The organism is Bremerella sp. TYQ1 (assembly GCF_020150455.1).
Lineage (GTDB): Bacteria > Planctomycetota > Planctomycetia > Pirellulales > Pirellulaceae > Bremerella > Bremerella volcania_A.
The window spans coordinates 2,511,436-2,536,017 of the sequence record NZ_CP083740.1 but is presented as its reverse complement, the minus strand read 5'-3'; the positions used below and the strand labels follow the sequence as shown (position 1 = coordinate 2,536,017).

Sequence of the window (24,582 nt, the reverse complement as noted above, 5' to 3'; positions counted from 1 at the left end):
GGAAAGTTTAGGTTACAGGTTTTGACTTGGGATGGGGCAACAGTGATTACTGGGGAATCGCCGCCGGCAAACTTCGGGTAAAACTGGGGTTAAGAGAATTGTAAGCGAAGAATGCAAGAATATCGGGCGCGATTTCAGTTCGCGGCTCACCGCAGTCTGGCAAACGATTGCTTGATAACCCATTAAAGCACATTGTGGTGTCAAAATCGTTACTACCGGAACCGATCTGGCCGTTGGCTAGAGCCGGGAAAGACAAAAACAACGCATGAATTGCATCCTGTTTGAAGATCGATCGGTCGCAAAACTGTATCCGATCGTTCTTGCGCGCCCAGCTTACGGAATCATGTGTGGCGGGTTTCGTCTCGCCGAACTAGTTGCTGAGAAGTTTGAGACCTGCCGCGGAGTGGTGCGGTATCACATCGGTGCACTGCAAACACAAAGCTACGAGCAACTCCACGAAACAGCTTTAACGGAGGATGAACCGACGTTGCTGTTAAATGCCGGCGTGGTTCCCCGTGTTAAGACATTAGAGAAACTGGTCCGCTGGGCCACGTCCAAGAAGCCTGGTCTCGTTTTTGACGAGGGGCGGCTGATTGCAGCGTTGCTACCGCCGACGCGGCGGATCCCATCCCCCAAGAGCACGTTCGACGAGTTCCTGGCGTTTGTCGAAGCCCTTCGGCCGAGTGACGACTTGCCGGAGCGGGACGAAAAGTTCGACGTGTTTGCCTATGCCCATGACGTCGTTCGATTTAACGAAGAAATCATTCACGAGAATCTAGAATATCGCCTGAAGAGTGGTGCGTATCGGGAAGTTCGCGATGGTTTGTTCGCGGCTGGGGAAGTCAGCCTGGGCGAAAACCTCTCGATCGATGCCTCCAGCGGCCCTATTTTAGTGGAAGAGGGAACGAAGATCGGTCCCTTTTGCTTCCTGCGTGGGCCGGCTTATTTGGGCCGAAACGTCAAAGTGATCGAGCATTCAGCCATTAAAGATGCCGTATCCCTGGGACATACGACTAAGATCGGCGGCGAAGTCGAAGCGACCGTCATCGAGCCCTATTCCAACAAACAGCACCATGGTTTCCTTGGACATAGCTATTTGGGAAGCTGGATAAACCTGGGAGCAGGGACTTCCAACAGCGACTTGAAGAACACCTATGGCACGGTGAACATGGACTATCCGACCGGGCGCGTTGCCACGAAAATGCAATTCGTCGGGTCGATTTTCGGAGACTACTCAAAGACCGCCATCAATACCGGTATATTTACCGGAAAGACAATCGGTGTTTGCAGTATGTTGTACGGCTTCGTCACGACCAACGTGCCGAGCTTTGTGAATTATGCCCGGCTGTTCGGTCAAGTTACCGAGCTTCCGCCTGAGGTTATGATTTCAACCCAACAACGAATGTTCCAGCGGCGAAACGTTACGCAGACGCCGTGCGATATTCAACTGATCCACGATATGTACCTGCTCACTCAGGAAGAACGTCAACTAACGGGTGAGCCCCTCGTATTTTAGAACTGCCCCATGCTTTCTGATTTTTACAAGCCCGGCGAACTGCCGATTTCGTTTGAACTGTATCCTCCGAAGACCGACAAGGGAGTTCGGTCGCTCCTGTTGCAGGTCGAGCGATTGATGAAGCATAAGCCTGCGTTCATCACCTGTACCTACGGGGCTGGTGGATCGACGCGGGGGAAAACGCTCGAGATCGTCGAGAAGGTCAAAACCATGTTTCAGGTCCCCGTCGCGGCGCACCTGACGGTGGTAGGATCGAGCGTGGCCGATCTTCGCAGCTTCCTTGCCGAAGCAGAACGACGTGGCGTCGATTATATCGTCGCGCTGCGTGGTGACCCGCCGCAAGGAGAAACCTCGTTCAAGCCAAACCCCAAGGGTTTGAAGTACGCCAACGAACTTGTCGAGCTGATCAACGACGAGTTCAACGAGTTCGGCGTGCTTGTCGCTGGCTACCCTGAAACGCATCGCGAAGCGGCAAGCCCGCAGTCCGATATGGATGCGTTGAAGCGTAAAGTGGATGCCGGCGCGAATGTGATCGTTTCGCAGCTCTTCTTCCGCAACAGCGACTTTTACAGCTGGCGGGAACGCTGCGAAAAGGCCGGCATCAATGTGCCGATCGTGCCAGGTATCTTCCCGATCAACAGCCTCGCTCAGATCTCGAAGATCGCCAAGCTATGCGGCGCGGGCATTCCTAAGAAGCTGTTCGAGAAGCTCAATCAAAAGCCAGACGATCCGGAATGGCACAAGATGGTCGGTACCGCTTACGCTTCGCAGCAAGTCAACGACTTGGTCGATAACGGCGTGCCAGGGTTCCACTTCTATGTGCTGAACCAAGCCGAAGCAACCGGCAAAATCTTGTCCGCTATGCACGAGCACATGGCAAAAAAGAAAACCGGAGCGTCTGCCTAACGCGGCGATGTAGAAAGTATTTTGGAGGCATGCCTACATCTTCGTCGGCATGCTTCCTGATTTATTCGCCCGACGTCTAGAACAGTAATCGAAAGTCGATTCCGACGAACGCACCCGGCTCGACTTCCACTTCGTCGTGCCACGTTGCCCCTTGGTTCGATCCTTCTCCGTAACGCCGATCGAACGCGTACCCGGCACTGAAGTCGAGGGCACCATACTTACCGACATCCCAGCGAATGCCGGTGACTAGCCGCTGTTGCAAAGCGAAGAAGCGGTCTTCTTCTTCAACACGGTCGCTTAGGAAGTACGAGTCGGCAATCGAACGGTAACCGCCATAGACATGCCAGTTTTCCGATAGATCGTGCGTCAAAATCACGTTCCCGGTCGTCAGCGGCACATAGGAAGCATTGAGCGTCCAGTTCTCGCGTGGACGCCAGGTGACCGAGAGCGGTACCCCAATATTCATTTGAAACGCGTCGGAGCGGTTCCATTCGTACGCCAGAATGGGCACGGGAAAGTTGAGCGACCCTGACGGTGAATACATCACGCCGAACATCCACGCATCTCGTTCGTTACGAGCCGGCTTTCGCAGGAAAGTAATCAGCGAAACGTTCATTTCGTCGGCGCTATGGAACGGCTTGTCGCTGGCCGAACCAAGACCTGTGATCACACCAAGAGTCGAACCGTTATCGAACTGGCGGATATAAGTCAGCCCAAATTTGACATCCCATAGATCTTCGGGAAATGCTCGGCCTGTGTCGGGCAAAATGGCATCGGTGAACGCGTGGGTGTTTTGCACGCCGAAGGTGAAGACGAACGTTCCGAAATTGCCACTCCAAAGCGGCATACCTGCCGACGCGTTTTGATCGACCAGCTGGAAGTTAACATCCTGGCTGCGAACGGACTGTGTCGGAAACCATTCGATGCCATAGCCAGGACCACCAGAGCCGCCAAATGGTCCGCCCATGCCACCCCCTTGCCGAGTACGTTTCTTCGGCGAAGGTTCTTCCGAAACTTCAAACTCCAGCGGCGGCTGGTTTTCCAATTCGCCTGGAAGGATCCACTCGTTGCTGGGTGGCTGCCCGTAATAGTAAGCCTCGTCAGGCTGAGAAGGCGGCGTTTGCGCATGCAAGCTGTTCGATAGCAAGTGCATCAAAAGCAACAGCAAGCTGGTTCGTCGCATCGTTTCCGCCAACATCCATTTTGGCCAACGCCGTGGGCCGATAACCTATCGCGATCAGCAGGAAGGCATCCGCTGACGTCACCGGACAATCCGTTCCGGCCTCATTCCTACTCCTCTGTGCGACCCTCGGTTTCGGAGCGGCCCACAACAGGACAAAAAAGGGAAGGGAACCTATAGAAAATTCCCCTCGGCACGTCAACGTAAACCGTTGATAGGGGCCTGATTCCACGGCTTTTACCGCGGCAATTCGAGAACCTTCACCGATTTTGTGTGTTGTAAGAGCTAGCAGCAGAGGAAACTCAATGCGGAATCGTCGTGGCGGTCATTGCCGAGCCGGCCATTTCCGATTAAAATCCGACCTTTCCACAGCTGCGGCAAACCTTAACATGCCGCAAGGACGTCCCCCGGGCCATCACTCAGCAATCGTGAGACAGCCCACCACAACAAACGGACGTCCCCAATGTGCCAGAGTGGCGGAATTGGCAGACGCGCTGGATTCAAAATCCAGTTCCCGCAAGGGAGTGGGGGTTCGATTCCCCCCTCTGGTACTTTTTCTAACTAGCGTTCTTTGCTAGACTTACGGTTCTACCCCTCAATGGTAGACCTTCTCTCACTGGCGTAGTGTCACCTAAAGTGTCACCCGGGTCAATTGCTGTCGCGGACTTTCACTTGCTACTCCTTCCTCCATCGCCGGATTACGTCCCCGAACGTAATTTCTTTCCATGACTCTTTCCACTCTTTGTGGAAGCATACGCTTCGTGAATGCGGTTCGGGCATCGGCAGTGGCATCTGTATCGTAGCGGGTAAAAGTACCGCATCTCCTACAACAACACACTCCCCTGGAGCCAGGTTTGGAAGAATATCCGTGATGCCGTTCGAATTATCTGGGAATAGCCGACGGACATAATTTTGATCTGCATTGTTCGTTAGTCTGAGCGCGAGGAAATTGTTGCATTGAGCGAAGATTGTTTCTGACACTTCTGATGGTCGCTGGCTAACTACCATTAGGCTCAGGCCGTATTTTCTGCCCTCCTTTGCGATTCGCTCAAGCGACTTGCGAGACGCTCGATACGCTGCGTCATCTCTCTGAGGGATGTAATTATGGGCTTCTTCGCAGACGATCATCACTGGCACATCGCTTAACGAATCAGAGGCATGACGCAACTTCGAATAGTGAAAGCAAAAATCAAAGATCAGCCTGGAGATAAGGCTTACTGTAATGCTCAAGACTTCAAATGGAATTCCACTAAGGTCAACTATCGAAACGTTTGCTTTGTTTAGGTAGCCAAGGAACTGCTTAATAATCTGCTCGAAGTCATCTGTCTTAAACGTGGTACCAGTTGTTGTCGTCGGATAAAGCAAAAAACGTAGTCTGTTGTCGGCAAGCTTCGTCTCAAGTCGTGATACGAACCTATTGAATTCTCCATTGAATGGACCGTTTGTTGCCTTAGCACCTTTAGATTGTGCTGGGGCAACAAATGACTTAGGGCCCTCAAAGTAGTGGCTTTTCCGGCTCTTAACTAGCGTTCCATCGGACAACTTAGGCACTCCCTCACCCTCTTCACGGCCAATTACTTCCCGGTTCATATTCTCAATAAAGTGAAAAACCTCAGTGATGGAGAAGTAAACCGGAGTATCGTAGGTGATCTCTTTAAGCTTTGGGTTGTGTTTCTCTTTGTTTAAGATTACGGCCTGCTTGAACTGGCTTACCTGGTTGTGAGAGTTTTGTTCATTGCTTTCGATGAACATGCTCTCTAGTTCCTCAGAATTCATAAGCCAGTAAGGAAGCTGGAGAGTGTCGATATCCAATCGATTTAGTGTAAAGCGTTGCTCATCTTTTAGCGTAAATGCCGCAGTGTACTCGTCGTGGATATCGAAAATCACAACGTGAGAATTGTTCTGTTTCTCAATGTCTACGTTCTTTTCGTTGTCAATTCCCACAACATCGTGAAGAATTCGGGCTACGGTGCATGACTTTCCAGAACCGGTTGAACCGACCACCGCGATATGCTTACTGAAGAATCGATCGCCATTTATTTTCATTGCTGTTTCTGTGTTCAATGATAAACGGCCAAGGGGAAATTGATATTCAGCATCGTCTGCAAATAGTGTGTCCAAGGTGTGCTTATCTGCTGCAAAAACAGGTTCCGTTGGGACAGGAAGCAGTATGCTCGTTCGCTCAAAGCTATTGTCGTCGATCAACGTGCCTACAGCCTGGCATTCGATGTGGAATTGCCACTTCGGGCCAACTTCAGGACCTTGGCCAAGCACGCCTCGAACGTTCCGGATGATTGCGATCGTGTAATCGTTGTTTCCTTGGGCGATCCGAAGATATCGACCGACCTGTAGTGATGTCTTGTTCTCCTCGAAAACCTTGAGGTCCTCGATAAGAACAACGATTGCGGCTGGAGAGCATGAGAGTACCTGGCCAATGTTATTCGTAGACATTGCTTATCCCTAAAATAAACTCGACTTCTTTAACTGTTGCACCGGCAAGTCGCTCAACATTTACATCCTTAGTATCGAGTGGGCTAATATCTAAGTCGCCGATAATAAAGACATCGTCGCACTTGCGATTGTTCATGTGGCGACAATGGTCCCAGCTCAATATTCTTAGGCTGAATTCTCGTTTCGGTGTTCCACCTACTTCTTTAGCGACCAATGGGTCACGGAAAAAATGTGCCGCTTCAAATTCCGGTCCTATATAGCCATCGGTTACCAGGATTCCCTTCTTATAAAGCCGATGCTTAATTTGTTGAATGGTGGCATGGTCAGCACGCAAGCACATGACAGGTGTGTGGGTGTGTGCTGGCTTAAAGTGATATTTGTCGAGATAGTTTTTGATGAAAAGTACAATATCGTCCTTGTAATCGACGATGCTGCCAAGATCGATCGCGAAATATCGTAGCCGAGAATTTTTGTCTAAATGTGCTTTCAATTGCTTGCGTCGAGCTATTAGAACTTTGTCTCGCGACTTAAGGGCAAGTGTCCACCTTGAAATTGCGGTCGTCCTTATTGCCTTGAGCTCTTCAAGGAATTCCTTCTTTGTTGTCTGGCGTTCTGATTGACTGTGTTTAATGCTGAAGGTCGCGACTTTGTGGATCGCATTTGGATACGCAAGTATCTCTATGTCGTCTTCGGGAAATCCATTCGTTTTAAGTGCGTTTACAACATCTTTTGAAAGTACATCGTAAGTGGGGCCGAATTTCATCTCAAATCGCTTAATGAAAGCGTCAAGGTTGACCGTTGTGGGTATGGCCATAATGTGCTTTTTAAGTGTTTGATCACGTGAGCCTAAGGCACTCTGTAACGTTGACTTGTCGACGTTGGGATATGGCTCTTTGACTCCCTGAAAGTGGGCGAACAACACGTAGCGAACGTCAGCTGTCGAGTTGTCATGGTAATGCTTCAGCATTTGGAGAAGCGGTTTGTAAATAGCGCTTTCTGAGAATGAAGTATGAGTCTCGTGGTACTTGCACTGAATAGCTCTAGTCGAGGTTGTGTTGGAAACTTCAATATCCTCGACGACACCTTCTATTGTGATCGTGTCATCATCTTGCGCCGCAAGGATTTCCAATACGGTTTTGTTGAACTGGTATAAGAATCCTTGGATCGTGTAGTCAGCAGTGCGAGTCATTGTCTGGCCAGGATCTTGTCAGCGAGAGTGTAAGGGTGGTGGGTTCGTCGGAATAGAGATAGTCTTGATTGAAGACAAGGTGCTCACATTAGAGCTGAAAATGATCGTTGAGAAAACCAGATGGCATTGGTGGGCTTGTTGTTAGTTGTGTGTGCTTAATTTGTCAGTGCTCAACAAGAGTGTAATGGCGATTTGTGTCGCTAATCGCTATCGCGCGTGCCAATATTAATATGGTGTTCCCATAAGGCTTCTGCAGTGCGTGCGGCATTAGCACCCACATAGAATTTGAGGGTTGTTTCGATTGACTCGTGTCGCATTAGTTCCATGAGTTGCTGTGGAAGAATGCGTTGAGCCCACCGTTCTCCGAAAGAGCGACGAAGGTCATGCAATGTTGCGTATCTTGGTTTCTGGTAGGAGTCCGTTTCGTCTACGACTACTCCCGCTGCTTGGCCAATCAAAGAGCCCCGTTTGGAATAATGTGTTTGAAGTCGTCGGACTCCGTTTCCCGCAGGTTCAAATATTCTTCCTGTTCTTTTCTTCTGCGGTGTGCGATCAAGGAATTGTGCAAATTCCGGTGCCATCGGAAGAATACGGTCGCGTTTCCCTTTTTCGTATTCTGCGAGTATTCGGAACATTGGATAGTCACCTGTAAAGTCGACGGATAGTCGATCGCGGCGATCCCAGTATAGGTTGATGGCTTCACTGACTCGAAGACCTGACCACCACAACCCTTCAAGAAAGTACTTCCAGCCTTCCGCCAGTTCATCGCCCACCACCTCTGGCACAGCATCTAGCATGCGCTGGAATTCCTCATCTGTTAGAGGACGCCCGCGCATGAGCTTAGCCCCTTTCAGTTGCTTAGGAGTCTTGATCTTGGGCACACGATTGATGAGCCCAACGTCCTTGCCCCAGTTGAGCACTGACTTGAGGTGTCGAAGATGTCGGGCCACGGTAGCCGGTCGAGCATTGTTTTTAATTAACTGCGACTGGAAGTAGCTGATTCTGGATGCGGTTAAATCGCTCACCTTTGCCGGATTCAGATATCGTTCCATCACATTTAGGCTAGAGGCATAAGCGACCATCGAACCAGGTGCGAGGATGGCAAGCTTTTCCTGCTCGAAGCGTTCGCGGAACACTTCCCAACTCAATCGGCTTGGTGGTTCGTATCGACCTTTGCGAAGATCGGCTTCGAGTTCGCCCGCTACACGCTCGGCAGTTTTTCGGTTGCTAGTGCGTGCGGACTTCTGCTTCTCTCGGCCGGACTCGGGATCGACCCACCGAAGGACGAGATTCTTTCGGCCGATGTCGATGACCTTAACGCGAATCAGTTCTTCCATTGCCCAACAATCCTTCAAAGAATTCGATGACTTGACGACCGGAGAGGTAGCCCCGGTTACCGATGCGAATGACTGGCAATCCTGCTTGCCGTAGCGTGCGGAATGCCTTCTCCGAGATGCAAAGCCGGGCTTTGACTTGGCGAATGGTGTAAAGCTCGTGAGCGTTCAATACGCCGGATGGTTCGACTTTTGTTGTCATGAAATGAGTCCTTTCGGTTTTCGCGGTAGTTTTTGAGCTAGGAAGTGCTCGAGCAATGGCATGTTGTCATCGGACATAGCAAGGAACTTCGGACGATCTGATTCGTAGCCAAGGAACGTTAGGAACTCGGAATACTTGGCAGGCAAGTTTCGGACAAACTGCTTTTCTTCGATCAGTTCACCGCTTGGCAAAAGTCGCTGGGTAACACGAATCAGAACGGCTTCTTCTTTACACTTAGAAATGCGTTCTCGAATCGTTGAGACTTTCTTCTCAGGAATCGTAGGGAGTTCGTCGCCACGACAGACTTCGCAGAAGCACTCGGGCTGGTGCTCCAAGGCCGCTTTGGCAATTGGGCGTTCTTCTTCTCAAAGATCGATCTTTTCTTCTTTGGGGGTGACGTCGCCCCAAAAGCTATGGCTTGTTCCATAGCGGCGAATGCGGGTGCCGGAGTCCAGCACCCAGTCTGGATAGCCTTCCTGGGGATGCTTGATCAGATATTTACAGGCGTAGTTGGCTGCGTGTTCGGGGCTTTCAAAGTCGCGGCGATCAGAGAAGCGGACAGAACCAAATCCAGGTCGGTCACCCTGAGCAGGACCTGCCCAGTCGGGGCGATAGCTATTCCAGATATCGCAAACAAGACCGAAGGGAATTCCCGTTGTATCTAGCAGCACATGGAAATGAGGCATTCCGTTTTTCTGCCACTCAACAACGTAAAAATATCGCTTCGTGTGAAGGTGGCCTTTCTCATAGAGGCGGTTAATCGTTCGCGAGATGGCGCGTCGCTTTTTGGCATAGTCGTACGCTTGGCGAGGGCTGCTGAATAACTCGGGATCCATCGTAAACGTCCACATTTGAATGTGCGTGAACGTGATGAGTTTGGGGATCAGCTTTCCCTTCAATTTGATTCCTAGACCGACGCAGCACTCAGGGCAAAAACGACACTTGCAGCGGCATGGGTGAATCTCGTGAAACCGGTCGAACTCAACTGGGTGATTGGGGTTCTCATCTACCGGACAGTAATTCTGTTTTGATTCAAGATAAGCCGCCTGCGGCGGCGCGGTGTTGGGCTCGGGCGTTTCGGTTTCCCATGAGTCATATGGCTCGAATTGCCGACGACAGTCCATTGCTGCGTCGTTACCACTGAGCCATTCCTGAAACGGGTTCCCGTGCGCATTCTGACCTGCGCGCGTACGTTCTGCGCTGTTATCATGGTCTTCCATGACGTTTCCTTAAGTTGCGTCATGCCCACGGAACGCAAGTCGCCAAACAACCGTTCTGTGGGCTTTTTTATGACTAGTTCAAACTGAAATTCACATACAAACTTCTCTCATTTCGCCCTAGGCAAAGCTGGGCGGTATTGTGACCGTTCTCTACGGGCGACCAAGGGAACCATAAAGCCTCAAGGTTCCCCTGGACCCCTCCTTCTCCAACAAAGAGCGACGGGGCAGGGCGTGTACCCTTCAAGAGGCGTCTGCGTCGGGGCCCGCCCTTGGGCCAGGGCCCCACCCGACGCAGACGCGGCTCTTTGTTGGTTCCCTTAGTTCCGCTTCCTGCGTTCAACGGAGTACCGAACAGGTCTTCCGCTGTAATCGAGGATGAACCACACCTCACCCAATTCGACAACTTCCTCCAAGTTGTCTTCGTCTGGACCGCTAAGGTACCTTCGTCCTGGCTCTCCAGCGAACAAGCACTTTGCTCTGGGCTCAACCTGAACAAACTCACCGGATCCAAGCTTGACCGGATAGCCAGGTTGCAGCCGGTCCGCGATTCCCTCCAGGATGCCACATACCAGCTGATTCAGGCTGATGTCATTCTCTTCCGCAACTTGCTTTATCTGCTGGTGAACATTGCTGTCTAAGCGAATTCGTAAGTCGGTCAGCCCTTCGGGTGATGAGCTGTCGCTCTTAACACTCTTTTGGTTCGCACTGCGATCACTTGCTTTCTTGGCCACGAATTCCCCTTTGTTTTGTCTGGCCTGCGATAACACTTCTCAAAACCTTATCGGTTGTGCAATGGCGACACAATAGGAAAGTCTATTTATGTCACCAAATGTGCGGCATATAGTGCGGCATTGGTGTGTCCATGGCATTGGTGTCACCTAAAGTGTCACCTGGAAAGGACTTCATGTTATTGGAGTCGCACCGGAAAGGTGGCAAAAAACGCGAGAGAAACGCCTTTAGACGTGCGTAAGAATGGCCAAAGCAGGGCTAGTTAAATTTCAAAATCCAGTTCCCGCAAGGGAGTGGGGGTTCGATACCCCCCCCTTCTGGTACCTAGGCTTAAAAGCCTTAAATAAAACGATTTACGTCAAACGCCCGTGTTTGTAGCACGGGCGTTTTTCGTTGGTATAGCTTGGTTGCACGGGACTTCTGTGCAAATATAGTGCAACAAAAAACAAGCTTTCCGTGGTTCTCACGCCCTTACCACGGAGAGCGAAACGTGAAAGTCTGGCGAAAGACCACTACCCGCTACCAGAAAGAAGGTAAACGATGCTCAAAGGAGACGCCTGGAGCGAAGCGGGTCAGAGAGCAAAGTAAACGCTTCTATGGAACGCTGAAAACGGCAAGCGGGAAGACTAGGCAAGTTCCGCTTACAGAAGAGCGGGGCACGGCCCTGAAACTCTTACGACGCCTTCAGGGAGACGAAGACCGATACCGGGCTATTGGTATCGACAATCGAGAGCAAAAGCGTTCGCTCGATGAACTCTTAGTTGAGTACGAAAAAAGTCTAAAGGCTAGAAACATCACGGCAGGCTATATCATCACGCAAATGAAGCGAATCCGTGAACTTGTCGGTATCACGAAGGCGAAAACGCTAGACGACTTGAACGCCCTACAAATCGAAAAGACGCTTGCCAATTGGCGGGAAAAAGGAAGAACGAATAAGCATGTTGGAAGAATCCGTCTTACGATTTCGTCAACAAACCATTACTCAAGGGCAATCAAAGGTTTTACCCGTTGGGCTTGGATCGAGAAAAAAGCGAACGAAGACGTTTTAAGAAATCTTCGTCTCTTGAACGCTAGAGCGGACAAAAAGCGAGAGCGAAGGGCGCTGACCAATCAAGAGATTCGAAGGTTAATCCAAGCAACTAAGGATTCCCGTAAAAGCGTTTGCGGACTCAATGCAGTGGATAGAGCAATGCTCTATACGATTGCCGCCTATACGGGTTTGCGAACTTCGGAATTGGCTTCCCTGAAGACGAATTCCATTGATCTAGAAAACAATACGATTACCGTCGAAGCTGGATACAGCAAGCGAAGGTGTAAAGATGTTTTACCACTTCATGCATCGCTTGTTGAAAGTCTTCGCTTATGGTTGGAGAGTAAGGCGAAAGAGCGAACGAAGTCGTTGTTCGCAAGACGTTGGGCTAAGAAACGTCATGGGGCTTCGATGATTCGTTCAGACTTGAAGCGTGCGAATATCGACTACGTTGACGCAAACGGAAAGTATGCCGACTTCCATTCTCTAAGGCATACGTTTATCTCATCGCTTGCACGTTCAGGTGTTCATTCATTGAAGGCAAAGGAACTTGCAAGGCATTCCACCATCACGTTGACGATGGACGTTTACAGCCACATTGAGACGGACGAACTAAGGAAGGCGTTGGATATGCTTCCGGCGATTGGCTAAGACAACCAAAATATAACTAAAAAAAAGAAGAGATGTAGATGGGATGCTGTCTAGTCGTCGCCCAGTTTGTCGCTGTAGAACTCATCGTGTGGGTACAAGATTTCGATGCCGATAGCTTTGCCTTCTGCATCGAAGTCAATTGCCAATCCAGGTCCATCGTACTCCGGAATCAGTTGATGCACTTGCACGGTCTTTTTAACCAATCCACTGACCAATTCATGCGGGTGATCTGCAAGCTCTAAGTACGCTGCACTTAAGCCTTCTTCATGCGTTCTAAGCTGGAGATACTTTTTGGGCTTTTTTGTCATAGGACAAGCTTCTCTAGAATAGCCTCAAGTTGGTTGGCACCACAATCGGTGTATCGCATCATCCCCATGCTGCGACGTACCCTTCCTTACCTGGGGTTTTGTCAGTATAGCGTTTTTCGTCAAGACGACCGATGCCACTTTTTAGGAAGTCCTTCTGTATTCCCAAGCCATTAGCTGTCCTGATTGCATTGGCTCCGACGAATTGCTTCTACGCCAATTCAGCAGTTCCTTGTCGGATGCGTTATGCCTGGTGCTGTGGCAGGAGTTATTGTGCTCAGCATCGCCGAAAGAGATCCTCAGGCTTTGAAACGTCGGTGTTTTCAGGCACAATGTCTTTTCTCTTTGGTCATCTCATCTCTTCCTCGCGAATGGTTTCTATGATTGCTCGATGTCTTGCGCTGATGGTTTGTCTGTTACTGATTGGTAGTGGCGGTTGTTCTCAAGAGCCACTTACTGAAGACGCGACTTTGCCGGAACGTACGACGCCGGCTTCTGTTGCGGATCAAGCACTGGAAACCGAAGTGATTCAGTACCAGGACAACACGTATGAGTTGCCGGCGACGCTCGAGTTCGATGGCACGACATGGACGCGTGTGGAAGCATTGGCTCCGGAAATTGCTATTGGGGGTCGCTATGAAGCGGAGTCGCGGAAGAATGACTTGTTCTATCGGCTGATGCCCAAAGGTTCCGAGCCGCGAGAGTCGTATGCGATCGTCGAAGGGACTGGTCCGTTTATGACCCGCATTCCTCACGGCCCGGCGAAGTTTACTTACAGCGATGGGAAGTGGTCGGACTTTCAGTATGACTACGGCAAGATCCACGGGACGTTTAAGTTCTACTTCGCAAGCGGGAAACTGAGCCGCGAGTTAGAGATCGTGAAAGGTCGCCGCAAAGGGATCGGCAAAGGCTATTACGAGAGTGGCCAAAAGCATTGGGAAGCGGAATTCTCGAACGACGAACCGATCGGCGGCACCGTCTGGGACGAGGAAGGCAATGAGATCGACGTTCGCCTGCGCGATGTCGTTAACTGAGCCGATGTCGACGACGACGGCTAAGTCGACGATTCAGAGGCATGTTGCGACGCTTCGATCATGCGAATGCGTTCCCGCGGCAGGTACTTGCCATCTTCCAACTGCTGGACGTAGGCGACCAGCTTCTCGCGCATTTCACAATGAAGATCCCACGCATCGCTGGGGGTTTTTGCATGGCAGAGGGCCCGGACTTCGAGCGTTTCTTCCGAACACCCGGTGACTTGCACGGTCGGTTCTTTCTCGTCGTCGGACAATTCGTGCTCGGTCACCAAGTCGTGAAACTTCTCGCGGATTTGCTGCACGTCCGTTGTGTAGTCGACGTAAACTTTGATTGGCCGCGTCAAGTTCGGACTGACTTTGGTCCAATTCTCAACTGGCTGCGAAAGCAAGTATTGTAGCGGCACGACCAAGCGGCGTTGGTCCCATGTGCGAATCGTAAGATAGGTGAACGTGATGTTCTCGACGGTGCCCCAGTTACCCTCGAATAAAACGTTGTCGCCAATTCGCACCGGCTGCGTGAGTCCCAGTTGAAGGCCTGCTAACAGGTTGCCTAAGATCGGTTGAGCCGCAATCCCCAGGATAACTGTTGTCACGCCGGCAGAAGCAAGTAGCCCGTAACCGACGGCGTCGAAGATGTTCAGTTGAATAAGGATCACGCCGGCGACCACGAATACGGCGACGATGGTCACCAGCCGCCGCGCGATGCTGATTTTTGTGAGCAAGCCTTGCTGGGCTCCGTCGACGTCATCGTCAAACGTGTTGACGTACTTCTCCATGGTGAAATCGGTAGCTACACGAAGCGCCCGAAGAATGGCCCAGGCAATCGAACCGACGATGCAAAGCAGCAAAACGGGATCGAGCACTAGGTTCACAGGCCCGGTCAGGGAAAGAAAAGACTTCTTCGCGAGATAAACCACCAACGCAGCTGACGCACACGCCACCGGAAGTGCGACAGAATCCATTAGACGTTCGAACCAAAGGCGTTCGTTACGTTGCTTATGAAGGACCGCGAAACGAATGACTCGCTGGGCGACATATCCGGCAGCAATTCCGAGGGCGATGAACACGAGCAACGCGAACCATTCCCACATGGGAACTTTGCCGACGATGCGAATCTTGGCCCAGCCTGGCATGGCTTCCTCGATCCAACTGGGACCGTACGCTTCATACAGTGTCGGAATCTTCTCGACCGTTTGCGGCGAAAAGAGCCAGATCGGATCGGCATCGCCCGCTTTCACGCGTTGAATCCGTACGCGAACCTCTTTCCAATCGTCGATGGTGATAACACCTAAGCGAATGCTGCGGCGCGGCTTGCCGATCATCGGATCTTGATTGCCGATGCGGTTGATCATCTGCCCATCCGGACGATCAGGCAGGTCTTCGATGTCGATCCATAGCCGTTGGTTCAAAGTGTAATAGAACTTGCGAGCCCATTCGGCCGCATCGCCACGTTTATCTTCCGGGATTAATTTGAAGTTGAGCGACTGCGCTGCCTGCTCGAAGTTTTCTTCGCGGCACGAGAGGATGAAGTTTTCGACGGTTGCCAGTGGCGTGCTCAAGTTGGGCGGGTCGGAGGGGTGTGGGACGCCTTGGTTGAGCGATTGCTGAGTGTAATATTCGCCGCTGGAATCGTTCGATTGGTCGGATGAAGAATTGTTGCTACCTTCCGCCGTACTAGACTCTTGGGCAGTCGCCGCGGCGGTGAAGCAAAGGATTAACAGAATGGTCGTTTGTCGAATGGCTGGGTACATTCGATGCCCCTTTGTTTCCTTAGTCGAATATTGTTGTGTGGCCGATGATGTGACGGGCGTTCGCGGCCGCTTTATGGCTGGATACGAAACGGTGTCACTAAAACAATTCTTCTGAACGGAATGATTTCAACCGCTCTTCTGCGAAAGGGCTTGTGTAAGATGATGGTAGAACCAACGCACCTCGACTTAAGGCGACTGTCCCATGACTGAAAAATCTTCCGATAAAAAGCGTGGGTGTCTTGCCGTGTTCGGGCTTCTGATTTCGACGGCTTACCTGGCGAATCTGTCTGGCGGATTCATTGAGATCCCCGATAACATTCCCGGTATCGGTAACATTGACGAAGTGTTTTTCTCGGGGATCTTCTTTGCATCGCTGGCGCAGCTGGGAATCAGCCTTCCGTTTATGGATGGAAAGGGGAAGTCGATTCGGGAGTCTCGTCGAGATCGGGAAAAAGAGGACGTTTTGGAAGGAAAAGTCGATCCGGAGGACCCCGCCGGGGGCGACGATTAGCATGTGCCGGGCTTGAGAGTCTGCGTGGGGAATGGTTTGATGGGGATTAATCACCCGTTGCGTTGCCGTTTCCCCAACCCACGAAGGAGTCTGGGATGTCGCGAATGAAACTTCGCCTGATCGTCTTTGCCATCGCCCTCTGTTTTGTCGGCGTGAACTCGCTGCTCAAGATGTGGAAGGGAGATACGACCCCGCAAGGCGACGCCCCTGCAAATGATCCAGCAGGGGAAGTGGTCGACATCACCCCGACGACCAATTTTCCATCGACGACCGATTCGGACACCGTCGATATCGCCGCGCTGAATCAAGGTGTCCTGAACGGCCCTGAAGAAGTCGCGATCGTAGAACATATTGTGGCGCAAGGGCGGCTGCCTGATTCATTCGTGACTAAGAACGAGGCCCGCGAGCTTGGTTGGGTAGCATCGAGGGGAAACTTACGGGATGTGGCCCCTGGGAAGAGCATCGGGGGCGACCGCTTCATGAACCGAGAAGGGGAGCTTCCCAATGCTCCTGGACGCAAGTACTTCGAGGCCGATTTGGCGTACAACGGGGGACATCGCGGGGCGGAGCGGCTGGTCTTTTCTAGCGATGGATTGATCTTCGTGACGAGGGATCACTATAAGACGTTTGACGAGGTTCAAACGAAGCCATGAGCGATGCCACTGAAAAGCGAATCATCATTCCACCCGAATTGACTTCGGTGGAAGCGATCTACGAGTACCTGGGACAAAGCCTCGAGTTTCCGGAATACTACGGCGGCAATCTTGATGCCCTGTACGACTGTGCGACCAGCGATATCTGTGATCCTGTCTGTGTCGTCTGGCCTAAGGATTGGACCGGAGGGAATCCTTATTTGTATCTGCTTGCGATGCGCGTCCTGGGCGTCCTGCTGGATGCCGCTCAGGAAAACCCGAACCTTCGCATTGTCCAAGCAGACTAAGCCTCCTGCCGGTACCCTTTTGTTACTTGAACAAGGGATCCAAGTACTGCCAAGAAAAGCGGAAAGGACGGAGGCTTAGTGTCGCCGAGCCGTCCGTCCTTTCACACACCCAATTTCCAAAGGCGCGTTTGGCCTTATGCGGTTTCGGCCGCATCGGCAGCAAGTAGTTCTTCGGCCCCTTCCAGGAAGCTGGCCAGGCCACGCGAGCGGTAAGGCTGCTGCAGCTTACGGACCGCTTTCGATTCGATCTGACGGACGCGTTCGCGGGTAACGCTGAAGATCTTGCCGACTTCTTCCAACGTGTAGGCGTAACCATCGGTCAGGCCGTAGCGGAGACGAATGATCTCACGTTCGCGGTGGTTGAGGTGCTGCATCACTTCGCCGAGACGTTCTTTGAGGGCTTCCTGGTGCGTTTCGTATAGTGGATCGTCGTTGCGGTGATCTTCCAGAAATTCGCCGAAGAAGCTGTCGTCGTGATCGCCGACCGGTTGATCGAGCGAAAGGGGATTGCGGTTCATCTTGCAGATGACTTTGGCATCTTCCACAGAGATGTCCATTCGCTGAGCGACTTCTTCCGGCGATGGTTCGCGGCCGAGCTCTTGGACGAGATCTCGCGTCACCGCACGAACTTTACCCATCGTATCGATCATGTGGACAGGTACGCGAATGGTACGGCTTTGATCGGCGATTGCTCGCGTGATGGCCTGGCGAATCCACCAAGTGGCGTAGGTGCTGAACTTGTAGCCCCGTTCGTGCTCGAACTTATCGACGGCACGCATCAAGCCGGTGTTACCTTCCTGGATCAGATCGAGGAAGCTCAAGCCACGGTTGCGATACTTCTTGGCTATCGAGACGACTAGACGCAGGTTACCTGCCGACAAACGACGCTTGGCGGCATCGTATTCTTCCTGGAACTCGGCGATCTTTTGAATACGGCGGCGTAACGTGGCAGGGCTTTCCAGCGTGACTCGCATCAGGCCGTGCAGTTCTCGCTGCATGTCTTCCATCGACTGCCCATTGAGGTGACCGCCATATTCGCGAGCGAGTTCGATGTTCTCCAACAGGGTATCCATTCGCTGAGAAATCTCGCGAAGCTTGGACAACTGAGGCGTGACTTTGTTGGTTCGCAGGTTCAACTCTTCGATCAGTTGAACCGCCTTCGAGCGGCGACGCGAAAGACGCTTCCAGGCGGCTTGGCGGTCGGCCTGCTTCGCTTTCTTAGAGATGGCAATTCGCCAGTCGGCAGCGTTGGCGTCAAGCATGCCTTGCAGGGTGATCAAGTTTGGCACGATCCGCTTCATGATCAGCTTCTTTTCTTTGGCGTTGGTCACCGAGACTTCCACCGTGCGGTCTAACCGCAACTGACCGTCGCGAACTTTCGAGAGCAGATCGAACGAGTGGTGCAAAATCAGGTCGTTCGCAATCACGGCGTGACGGAAGCGAGTCCGCCATTTATCGATTTGGGTCGCCGCGTCGATCTCTTCCGTGCGAGTCAGCATCGGAATTTCACCCATCTGCATCAGGTACATCCGCACGGGATCGTCGACCTGGCTGACTTCTTCGACGGTTTCTTCCTCTTCCGAGCTGTCGTTGATCACCGTGAGGTTGTTGATCGAGACCGAATCGAAATCTTCGTCTTCGTGGAATGCTTCGTGCGAGCGAGTCATGGGTGCGTTCTCCATCGGTGGGTTTATTTTCGACCGTGACAAGCACGATCGGGCGACGCCACCGTTAATCGCAGCACCTATGCCGAAAGCAGAATCCCGCGCCAAGGTATTGCCCTAACTTGTTTGCTGGTAGGTTGTTGTGTGAATCTGGGTGTGCGACGGCAAGTTTTCTGATGTTGTCGATTCGCAACAAAAAGGGCTCAAAACCTGTGGTTAAAAGCCATCAACTTGCCTTGGATCGCTGCCTCCCACCAAGATCCCGGCTGGCACTTTAGATGGGCAAACGGGCCGATTCGTTCCCTGGGAACGGCTGAGTGCGGGTTTCGAGTACGGTTTTTCCAAGATTTGTTGCGTTTGGGCAACGTTTCTTTCCGCTTTCGCGCGGCTGCGGACCCTCTGACCGAAGGGGGATGCTGGCATCGTCACATCGCGTTCCCCCAATTGCGGCAGAACTGCTACGATGGAGGACTCGTCCCGTTTGCGACTCTTTCCCCCAGTGGTCTCGTGATCAAGATGTCTCAGCCCCCCATCCAGGTCAAAGTTCATCAGTCCCTTGGCACCATTTCGATTCATCGAGATGAGAAACGCAACGCTCTGACGCGAGCGATGGTTTTCGATCTGATTCAAGCTTTCCGCGACTTGCATGGCGAGCGAAAAGTCCGAGCGATTGTGCTCACCGGCGGTGGCTCGGCGTTTTGCTCTGGGCTTTGCTTGGAGGAGATGCACGAAATCGTCAAGGAAGACGACAATTTTGATCGCTGGCACCAAGACACCAGCAGCCTTGCGGAACTTCTGCAATTGATGCTGCAGTTTCCCAAACCAATTATCGCAGCGGTGAATGGCCCGGCGATGGGCTTCGGGGCAGGACTAGTGTTGGCATCCGATATTGCCATCGCGGGACCGGACGCTTCGTTAGGGTTTCCTGAACCGAAGCGTGGCATCGTTAGCGGGCTATGCACTCCACTACTTCACTTCCGCACCGGAGGGCGTCACGCGGCCCGGCTCTTGTTAACTGGCGAAACGATCTCGGCCGAACGCGCCGTTCAGATCGGTGCTTACGATGAAATTGTGCCGGCCAAAAACCTGTGGGCCTATGCCGCAGAATTGACCCAGCAAATCTCCCAAGCTGCCCCCCAGGCCGTTCAATTGACCAAGAAGCATTTGAACGAAACGGTGGGCGAGCAGCTCGAAATGTTGATTTCGCTCGGAGCTGCCGCAAGCGCGACAAGTCGCACGACCGAAGCCGCCAAAGAAGGCTTAACGGCTTACCTTGAAAAACGTGAACCGGAGTGGCCGTAGTCTGTTTTGAGCTACGGTTGGCTTAACTCCAGCACGCTAAAGACCGGACAATGATCAGATGTCGTGGGAGCTTCCAAGACGCGGCAAAGCGGGGCATTCCAGCGGTCGATTGGTGAGGCAAAGATAAAGTCGATTTCGACTTCCGGTTTATCCGACGGCCATGTTCGGAAGCGGCTTGTGGGCTTTTTCGCTTCAATCGTATTTTCTGAAAGTAGCTTAAGCGTGCGGGACGTACGGATGTCGTTAAAGTCACCGAGCAGGATGTAGGGCGTTTTTAATTCTTGTAAATACTTCGCCAAATGTTCGGCTTGAGCAAAACGATACGTATCGTCATCGACCCAATCAAAGTGGACATTGACTGCGGTGATAATTTCCCCGGAAGGAAGGGCGATTTCGACTGCCAACGCGACACGCGGCTCGTGTCCTTTGGGCAACTTAACTTCCTGCACCGATTTGATCGGATGCCGTGAGAGTAGCCCCATACCATATTCGCCCCCTTGCAGATCCATGAATTTGCCGAACGCCGCATGCATGCCGAGAAGTTTGCCAAGCTGTTGGGCCTGAGCGGTATTCCCGCTGCGTGATGTTCCGTTGTCGACCTCTTGCAGGCCGACGATATCAGGGGAAAGATTCCGCAGTAGAGCGGCAGTCATTTCCAGATCGACTTTGCCACTTGTCCCGGCGCCATGGCGAATGTTGTAGCTTACCGTTCGCAGACGCTGCTTTGGTGGATCCGGTTTTAGCAGGGCAAACTGAGCAACAACTGCCGCGTGATCCGAGGGGAACTTGTCCGTGTGAGTATTGATCCGTTCGACATCAGTGGCTTGGAGAGCGTCGCCTCGGTAGTAGATATAATCGATCCGGTCTTGTTCTTGTTCAGGGAATCGCGGCGTCCAAGTCGCATCGAGATTGCGGTTTACTTCAGGACGAACTTCTCGCCAAGCGTCGCGGAAGCCCTCGTCTGCTAAGACATGGCTGGTGGGCCAGTCGACAACTATTTCGTAGTCGTCCTTCGCGGAAGCGATATAGTCGAGGTGCGACATGCTGTTAAAGTCACCGGCGATGACGATAGGAATACCTGCATACTTCGAATCGGCCAAACGTTGCTCGATAAGTTTCCACATCGCGGACAGATCATCACACGATGGCTGACACGCTTTAAGCATGCTTGACTTGTCGCTCGCATCACGGGTTCCTTTAGCCCATATTTCGGCACCGTAGGGAAGCCATATCGAATAAAAGGCAATTTGCCGTTTGCCAGGCAGTTCAATAATAGCCCCTGCACACTTGAACGGCTCGAATACCGAGATGTCTTCCACGATTGGATAGCGACTCAGTAGAGAAACGTTTGTGCCGCGTGGATGAAAGTGATAGCCAAGCTCTTTTGCGATACGTTCGCCGGAGCCGTACGTTTCCTGCATCGCAATAACATTGGCTTTGCTTTGCCGAATAACTTCAACGACTCGATCCACGCCGAGCTTTTCGCCATCTTCGCGGCCTCCATGCCAAATGTTCCACGTCATCACGCGAAGCGCAGCAGGTTCACCGGCCCATGCGTTGGTTTCACTACCGAACAAGAGGAAGCAAAATAGTAACGCGGCAACAATAATTCTTGCGGGCATAAGGATGTCCAGGTTTCATTCAATTGGCTTGGGGATTTCCCTAGTCAATAAAACCTGGATTGCGCCGGCAAACAAGGAGCTTTTGCGAAGTTCAAATTGACAAAATGCGCACGCCAATTGTTCGCATGCCCGGTTACTCCTTGGCGAAGTGCTGCTTCAGGTAGTGGCAGTTGATCACTTTTTCGATGACGTCGTGCGGGACATAGAAGTAATGATTCGATGCCTCGTAGCCGATGCGTGAATCGGCGGCAACCACAGGATAGAGGGCAACGGCCGTTTTGATTTCGGAATCCAAAGCCTCTTGAATTTTCTCTCTTGCTGCATCGCGACTGACGTCATCGTCGGCTGCGGCAAACTGATCCCTGGCAAGTATGTACCGAACCTGCTGAGGAACGGTTTGAAAGTGAAGCTGGCATGCTTGGGCATTGCTCAAATCGTTTCGTACGAAAGCCTGCTTTTCAGATGGAGCTTGAGCCGCTGCCTTTTCAAGATGTGTTAGCCCTCGCTCGAAACCAGTGGCGATCTTCTCGAATTGTTGGGCATAAACTTCCGGCGGAAAGGGAACACTCCAACGCTTTAAGTTGTCGTAGGGAAAGCAGACCATTCCGGGGGCATATCCGGTTGACTCAGCGTACAACAAATTCGCGGGGCCGATATGTTGTGGCCCGGTGTACATGCCTGCATAAGGATACTCGGAGTAGCCCTCGCTGAAATGCTTCCAGGCAAGTTTCGCTTCCGCGGCGGCCGCGTCCCCATAGGTCGATTGAGCCAGTTTCTCGAGCGCTTGATCGACGGTAAGCGTGGGATCTTCGGCAAAGTATTTGGCGAGCTCCAAGTTGGGTGAAGGATACCCACCCAGCGACCAACTAAGCATCTGACCGTCAAGTTTTGCCGCGGCCAGATTGGCATTGTGCTGGGCGATCAGATTCATGACAGGAACGTAGGGGACCGCCGCCATTTCCCAGGTAACGTTGAACTGAACTTTGGCCAACGTATGCAGATCGTTCTCTTGAGCGACTTGCCAATGCTTCAACGCCCGCGGTCCGGGACCGACCGCAGAGATTGAGTACTCGCCGATGGTGGCTTTCACGCCTCCTCGCTCGATGGGCAGCTTCCATTCGCTGACCGACATCAGCCAGATATCTTCTGGAAGCTTAGCCACTGTATCGCTGGCATCTCCGTGACGAGCCCAACCCCAATCCCAAGCAATCACTTTCGCTTCAGGAGATGAACGATGAACCCCGTTTGCGATGGCCGTGTTGATCTCGACGAGAATATCCGACGCATCGCGATCTTTGCAGCGGGGGCATTGATCGTGTGTGAATTTGGAAGAACAGTTGGTCAGGTTTTCCGAGGCAGTAATCGTGAAGACGCCTCCCAGATCGGGAACGCGATCGAACACATATGCCAAACTATCGCTGACCCAACGGCGGACTTCTGGATTGCTCGTGCACATGGCATAGTAGGGAACCGGTGAGCCAGGATCGCGGACGCCTTGCATTCGCTCGCGGTGGGTGAAGAACTCTTCCGGCATGGCCCGGGGCTCGTTCATGTAAAGATAGATCTCAATGCCGTATCGCTTGGCACGTGCGACCATCTTGGCAAGATTCTCCAGACGCTCTCGGTGCCCGGCACCAAACTCGGGGAATTCCTTTGTCGGGGGAGCCAGGTCTCGCAAAACGACATGCAGCCAAACACCATTGACGCCTCGCTGTTGAAGTCGGGCGAGCAGTCCCTCGGGAAAAGGATCGAGCTTGGGATCGCTTAGCGGATCGCCGAACATCGCGAAATACGAATAGATAAAGCGGGGATGCTGACTACGGCCGCTCGATGGTGGTTGCTGGGTCGCGTTTGATTCGAGTTTGCTTAACTCGTCGATGAACGCGAACCGTGGCTCTTGTTCGATGTTTAGCAAGTCACCGAAAGTATTTTGAACAACCGCTTTGATTTCAGCCGCTCTCGATTTTGCCGCAGGGGAGGGTGGCTGATAAATAACCGGCGAGCATTTGGGCTTGAGATTACCTAACTTGATCAGCAGGAAGTCGTCTTCGCGAAGGCGGTGGGCAAACTCGTTTTCATCGATCTGCAGCAGCTGTAATAGCTGAGAATAGGGAAGCAAATGCCAGTTGCGTCGTACGATGGTAATGTAACCACGCGTTGACATTTCGTCAGGAACATCAAGCGAAGGGGACAAGCCCATCGAGGTAGCCATCGCCACGATATTTTCGGGAGATGTCTGCAAAACATCGGCAAGTCGATCCGTGGGAACCAATCCCCAATTTCGCCATACAACGGCGTGCAGGCGATCTGGAAAGTGATCGACGGGGACCGGTGACTTATCGGAAACAGCAGGAAGTTCACTCGAGTAAACGAGCGAGTGGGCCAGGGCAACGATCATCGAGACGACAAGACAACGAAGCAAAGTCATGGGCTGGTTCTTCGTGCGGTAGGAATTGGGCGGGGAAAGCTATCTTGCCCGGCAGCACGACGCGCGTCAACGTTATTCTTCAAGCGGATGAGTTGCGCACGAAAAAAACGCGTCAGGGACATCTGACGCGTTTTCTTATTGGTTTTGTCGGGTCGAGTTCGTTCAACTGGTTTGAATAACGAAGTCGATCGGGTTGTCCCCATCGACGACTTCGACCTGCTGTGTGGTTTCTGAGTTGTATTCCTTGGGAAGTTTTTCTTTGACGCCAGGATCGGTGATTCGGCCGTTATCGTCCCGGCTGGGATCACGTGAAGTGATTAGACGGACGCGATGTTTCCCCAACAACGCACCATCTGCGTCTCCCTTATATTTCAAAACGTAGCGGCCGGAATCATCGGTCATTGCGGAAGAGCTACGGCCTCCGGCGATCGGCTCGAACATGACGTGACAGTTGGGTACCGGCTCGCCATTGAGCGTGATTTGACCGTGGACTTCACCAACAGGAGGAATCCCTGATCCACTACAGCCGATCAGCAGCAGCACCGCGAACAGGGGAAAGAATGTGTGAATGCGAGACATAAGATTGCTTTCTGACTGAAGCGATTCACCAAAACAAT

Annotated in this window: 22 protein-coding genes and 1 tRNA gene; 9 read left to right on the top strand and 14 right to left on the bottom strand. The window is 52.2% G+C overall.

Features of this window, described 5'->3' with window-relative positions; translation table 11 throughout:
* Positions 1 to 265 precede the first annotated feature (265 nt).
* On the top strand, positions 266 to 1,516 hold the full coding sequence (locus tag LA756_RS09795; protein ID WP_224439692.1) for a putative sugar nucleotidyl transferase: 1,251 nt from the start codon (positions 266 to 268) through the stop codon (positions 1,514 to 1,516).
* A gap of 9 nt (positions 1,517 to 1,525) precedes the next feature.
* Positions 1,526 to 2,422 (top strand): methylenetetrahydrofolate reductase [NAD(P)H], encoded by an 897-nt coding sequence (gene metF / locus LA756_RS09790; RefSeq protein WP_224439691.1) that lies wholly within the window; start codon positions 1,526 to 1,528, stop codon positions 2,420 to 2,422.
* 76 nt (positions 2,423 to 2,498) lie between these two features.
* Here the strand turns inward: metF and LA756_RS09785 are convergent, their stop codons facing one another.
* Entirely contained in the window at positions 2,499 to 3,605 is a 1,107-nt protein-coding gene (locus LA756_RS09785) for a DUF6268 family outer membrane beta-barrel protein (protein ID WP_224439690.1), read from the bottom strand.
* A gap of 464 nt (positions 3,606 to 4,069) precedes the next feature.
* On the opposite strand from LA756_RS09785, the gene LA756_RS09780 reads away from it, so the two are divergent.
* Positions 4,070 to 4,153 (top strand) — tRNA-Leu (locus LA756_RS09780).
* A gap of 124 nt (positions 4,154 to 4,277) precedes the next feature.
* On the opposite strand, the gene LA756_RS09775 is transcribed toward LA756_RS09780, so the two are convergent.
* The 7 genes from LA756_RS09775 to LA756_RS09745 form a co-directional block, all read right to left on the bottom strand.
* Positions 4,278 to 6,053 carry an ATP-binding protein gene (locus LA756_RS09775; protein ID WP_224439689.1) on the bottom strand — a complete coding sequence of 592 codons (1,776 nt, stop codon included), beginning with the start codon at positions 6,051 to 6,053 and terminating at the stop codon, positions 4,278 to 4,280.
* The gene (locus tag LA756_RS09770) at positions 6,040 to 7,242 is read right to left on the bottom strand and encodes a hypothetical protein (RefSeq protein ID WP_224439688.1); all 1,203 of its coding nucleotides are present in this window, start codon (positions 7,240 to 7,242) and stop codon (positions 6,040 to 6,042) included. The genes LA756_RS09775 and LA756_RS09770 overlap by 14 nt, the downstream gene beginning before the upstream one ends.
* Before the next feature lie 200 nt (positions 7,243 to 7,442).
* Complete coding sequence (locus LA756_RS09765) at positions 7,443 to 8,579, bottom strand: site-specific integrase (protein WP_224439687.1); 1,137 nt, start codon at positions 8,577 to 8,579, stop codon at positions 7,443 to 7,445.
* Complete coding sequence (locus tag LA756_RS09760) at positions 8,557 to 8,778, bottom strand: hypothetical protein (RefSeq protein WP_224439686.1); 222 nt, start codon at positions 8,776 to 8,778, stop codon at positions 8,557 to 8,559. Before LA756_RS09760 ends, LA756_RS09765 begins: the two co-directional genes overlap by 23 nt.
* On the bottom strand, positions 8,775 to 9,113 hold the full coding sequence (locus LA756_RS09755; RefSeq protein WP_224439685.1) for a hypothetical protein: 339 nt from the start codon (positions 9,111 to 9,113) through the stop codon (positions 8,775 to 8,777). Before LA756_RS09755 ends, LA756_RS09760 begins: the two co-directional genes overlap by 4 nt.
* Before the next feature lie 30 nt (positions 9,114 to 9,143).
* A complete protein-coding gene (locus LA756_RS09750) occupies positions 9,144 to 9,998 on the bottom strand; it encodes a helitron helicase-like domain-containing protein (RefSeq protein ID WP_224439684.1) in 855 nt (284 codons plus the stop codon).
* A gap of 317 nt (positions 9,999 to 10,315) precedes the next feature.
* Positions 10,316 to 10,729, bottom strand: coding sequence for a toxin-antitoxin system HicB family antitoxin (locus LA756_RS09745; protein WP_224439683.1), 414 nt, complete (start codon positions 10,727 to 10,729; stop codon positions 10,316 to 10,318).
* Positions 10,730 to 11,217: 488 nt separating this feature from the next.
* On the opposite strand from LA756_RS09745, the gene LA756_RS09740 reads away from it, so the two are divergent.
* Positions 11,218 to 12,408, top strand: a complete 1,191-nt coding sequence (locus LA756_RS09740) for a site-specific integrase (protein ID WP_224439682.1) — start codon at positions 11,218 to 11,220, stop codon at positions 12,406 to 12,408.
* Between the two features lie 50 nt (positions 12,409 to 12,458).
* On the opposite strand, the gene LA756_RS09735 is transcribed toward LA756_RS09740, so the two are convergent.
* The gene (locus LA756_RS09735; protein ID WP_224439681.1) at positions 12,459 to 12,716 is read right to left on the bottom strand and encodes a DUF2283 domain-containing protein; all 258 of its coding nucleotides are present in this window, start codon (positions 12,714 to 12,716) and stop codon (positions 12,459 to 12,461) included.
* Between the two features lie 377 nt (positions 12,717 to 13,093).
* Here LA756_RS09735 and LA756_RS09730 point away from each other — a divergent pair, with 377 nt between their 5' ends.
* The gene (locus LA756_RS09730; protein ID WP_224439680.1) at positions 13,094 to 13,747 is read left to right on the top strand and encodes a toxin-antitoxin system YwqK family antitoxin; all 654 of its coding nucleotides are present in this window, start codon (positions 13,094 to 13,096) and stop codon (positions 13,745 to 13,747) included.
* Positions 13,748 to 13,767: 20 nt separating this feature from the next.
* Here LA756_RS09730 and LA756_RS09725 read toward each other — a convergent pair whose 3' ends face one another.
* A complete protein-coding gene (locus tag LA756_RS09725) occupies positions 13,768 to 15,498 on the bottom strand; it encodes a mechanosensitive ion channel family protein (protein ID WP_224439679.1) in 1,731 nt (576 codons plus the stop codon).
* A 202-nt stretch (positions 15,499 to 15,700) separates the two neighbouring features.
* Here LA756_RS09725 and LA756_RS09720 point away from each other — a divergent pair, with 202 nt between their 5' ends.
* The 3 genes from LA756_RS09720 (at position 15,701) to LA756_RS09710 (ending at position 16,949) form a co-directional block, all read left to right on the top strand.
* Positions 15,701 to 16,009 (top strand): hypothetical protein, encoded by a 309-nt coding sequence (locus LA756_RS09720; RefSeq protein ID WP_224439678.1) that lies wholly within the window; start codon positions 15,701 to 15,703, stop codon positions 16,007 to 16,009.
* A 95-nt stretch (positions 16,010 to 16,104) separates the two neighbouring features.
* The gene (locus LA756_RS09715) at positions 16,105 to 16,662 is read left to right on the top strand and encodes a ribonuclease domain-containing protein (protein ID WP_224439677.1); all 558 of its coding nucleotides are present in this window, start codon (positions 16,105 to 16,107) and stop codon (positions 16,660 to 16,662) included.
* Positions 16,659 to 16,949: a barstar family protein gene (locus tag LA756_RS09710; protein ID WP_224439676.1), complete on the top strand. Its 291-nt coding sequence runs from the start codon at positions 16,659 to 16,661 to the stop codon at positions 16,947 to 16,949. The genes LA756_RS09715 and LA756_RS09710 overlap by 4 nt, the downstream gene beginning before the upstream one ends.
* A 134-nt stretch (positions 16,950 to 17,083) precedes the next feature.
* Here the strand turns inward: LA756_RS09710 and LA756_RS09705 are convergent, their stop codons facing one another.
* Entirely contained in the window at positions 17,084 to 18,616 is a 1,533-nt protein-coding gene (locus LA756_RS09705; RefSeq protein WP_224439675.1) for an RNA polymerase sigma factor RpoD/SigA, read from the bottom strand.
* A 354-nt stretch (positions 18,617 to 18,970) separates the two neighbouring features.
* Between LA756_RS09705 and LA756_RS09700 the strand changes: the two genes are divergently transcribed.
* Positions 18,971 to 19,915, top strand: a complete 945-nt coding sequence (locus LA756_RS09700; RefSeq protein ID WP_224439674.1) for an enoyl-CoA hydratase/isomerase family protein — start codon at positions 18,971 to 18,973, stop codon at positions 19,913 to 19,915.
* Between the two features lie 11 nt (positions 19,916 to 19,926).
* On the opposite strand, the gene LA756_RS09695 is transcribed toward LA756_RS09700, so the two are convergent.
* The 3 genes from LA756_RS09695 to LA756_RS09685 all read right to left on the bottom strand — a co-directional run bounded on the left by LA756_RS09695 (position 19,927) and on the right by LA756_RS09685 (position 24,544).
* Positions 19,927 to 21,537 carry an endonuclease/exonuclease/phosphatase family protein gene (locus LA756_RS09695; protein ID WP_224439673.1) on the bottom strand — a complete coding sequence of 537 codons (1,611 nt, stop codon included), beginning with the start codon at positions 21,535 to 21,537 and terminating at the stop codon, positions 19,927 to 19,929.
* A gap of 133 nt (positions 21,538 to 21,670) precedes the next feature.
* Complete coding sequence (locus tag LA756_RS09690) at positions 21,671 to 23,965, bottom strand: hypothetical protein (protein ID WP_224439672.1); 2,295 nt, start codon at positions 23,963 to 23,965, stop codon at positions 21,671 to 21,673.
* A gap of 162 nt (positions 23,966 to 24,127) precedes the next feature.
* The gene (locus LA756_RS09685) at positions 24,128 to 24,544 is read right to left on the bottom strand and encodes a carboxypeptidase-like regulatory domain-containing protein (protein ID WP_224439671.1); all 417 of its coding nucleotides are present in this window, start codon (positions 24,542 to 24,544) and stop codon (positions 24,128 to 24,130) included.
* Between the last annotated feature and the right edge of the window lie 38 nt (positions 24,545 to 24,582).

Coding starts and splice junctions, on each gene's coding strand:
- LA756_RS09720 (WP_224439678.1), top strand. CDS start 15,701: ATGACTGAAAAATCTTCCGATAAAAAGCGTGGGTGTCTTGCCGTGTTC.
- LA756_RS09685 (WP_224439671.1), bottom strand. CDS start 24,544: ATGTCTCGCATTCACACATTCTTTCCCCTGTTCGCGGTGCTGCTGCTG.
- LA756_RS09760 (WP_224439686.1), bottom strand. CDS start 8,778: ATGACAACAAAAGTCGAACCATCCGGCGTATTGAACGCTCACGAGCTT.
- LA756_RS09695 (WP_224439673.1), bottom strand. CDS start 21,537: ATGCCCGCAAGAATTATTGTTGCCGCGTTACTATTTTGCTTCCTCTTG.
- LA756_RS09770 (WP_224439688.1), bottom strand. CDS start 7,242: ATGACTCGCACTGCTGACTACACGATCCAAGGATTCTTATACCAGTTC.
- LA756_RS09735 (WP_224439681.1), bottom strand. CDS start 12,716: ATGACAAAAAAGCCCAAAAAGTATCTCCAGCTTAGAACGCATGAAGAA.
- metF (WP_224439691.1), top strand. CDS start 1,526: ATGCTTTCTGATTTTTACAAGCCCGGCGAACTGCCGATTTCGTTTGAA.
- LA756_RS09690 (WP_224439672.1), bottom strand. CDS start 23,965: ATGACTTTGCTTCGTTGTCTTGTCGTCTCGATGATCGTTGCCCTGGCC.
- LA756_RS09750 (WP_224439684.1), bottom strand. CDS start 9,998: ATGGAAGACCATGATAACAGCGCAGAACGTACGCGCGCAGGTCAGAAT.
- LA756_RS09730 (WP_224439680.1), top strand. CDS start 13,094: ATGATTGCTCGATGTCTTGCGCTGATGGTTTGTCTGTTACTGATTGGT.
- LA756_RS09710 (WP_224439676.1), top strand. CDS start 16,659: ATGAGCGATGCCACTGAAAAGCGAATCATCATTCCACCCGAATTGACT.
- LA756_RS09705 (WP_224439675.1), bottom strand. CDS start 18,616: ATGACTCGCTCGCACGAAGCATTCCACGAAGACGAAGATTTCGATTCG.
- LA756_RS09785 (WP_224439690.1), bottom strand. CDS start 3,605: ATGCGACGAACCAGCTTGCTGTTGCTTTTGATGCACTTGCTATCGAAC.
- LA756_RS09715 (WP_224439677.1), top strand. CDS start 16,105: ATGTCGCGAATGAAACTTCGCCTGATCGTCTTTGCCATCGCCCTCTGT.
- LA756_RS09765 (WP_224439687.1), bottom strand. CDS start 8,579: ATGGAAGAACTGATTCGCGTTAAGGTCATCGACATCGGCCGAAAGAAT.
- LA756_RS09775 (WP_224439689.1), bottom strand. CDS start 6,053: ATGTCTACGAATAACATTGGCCAGGTACTCTCATGCTCTCCAGCCGCA.
- LA756_RS09795 (WP_224439692.1), top strand. CDS start 266: ATGAATTGCATCCTGTTTGAAGATCGATCGGTCGCAAAACTGTATCCG.
- LA756_RS09725 (WP_224439679.1), bottom strand. CDS start 15,498: ATGTACCCAGCCATTCGACAAACGACCATTCTGTTAATCCTTTGCTTC.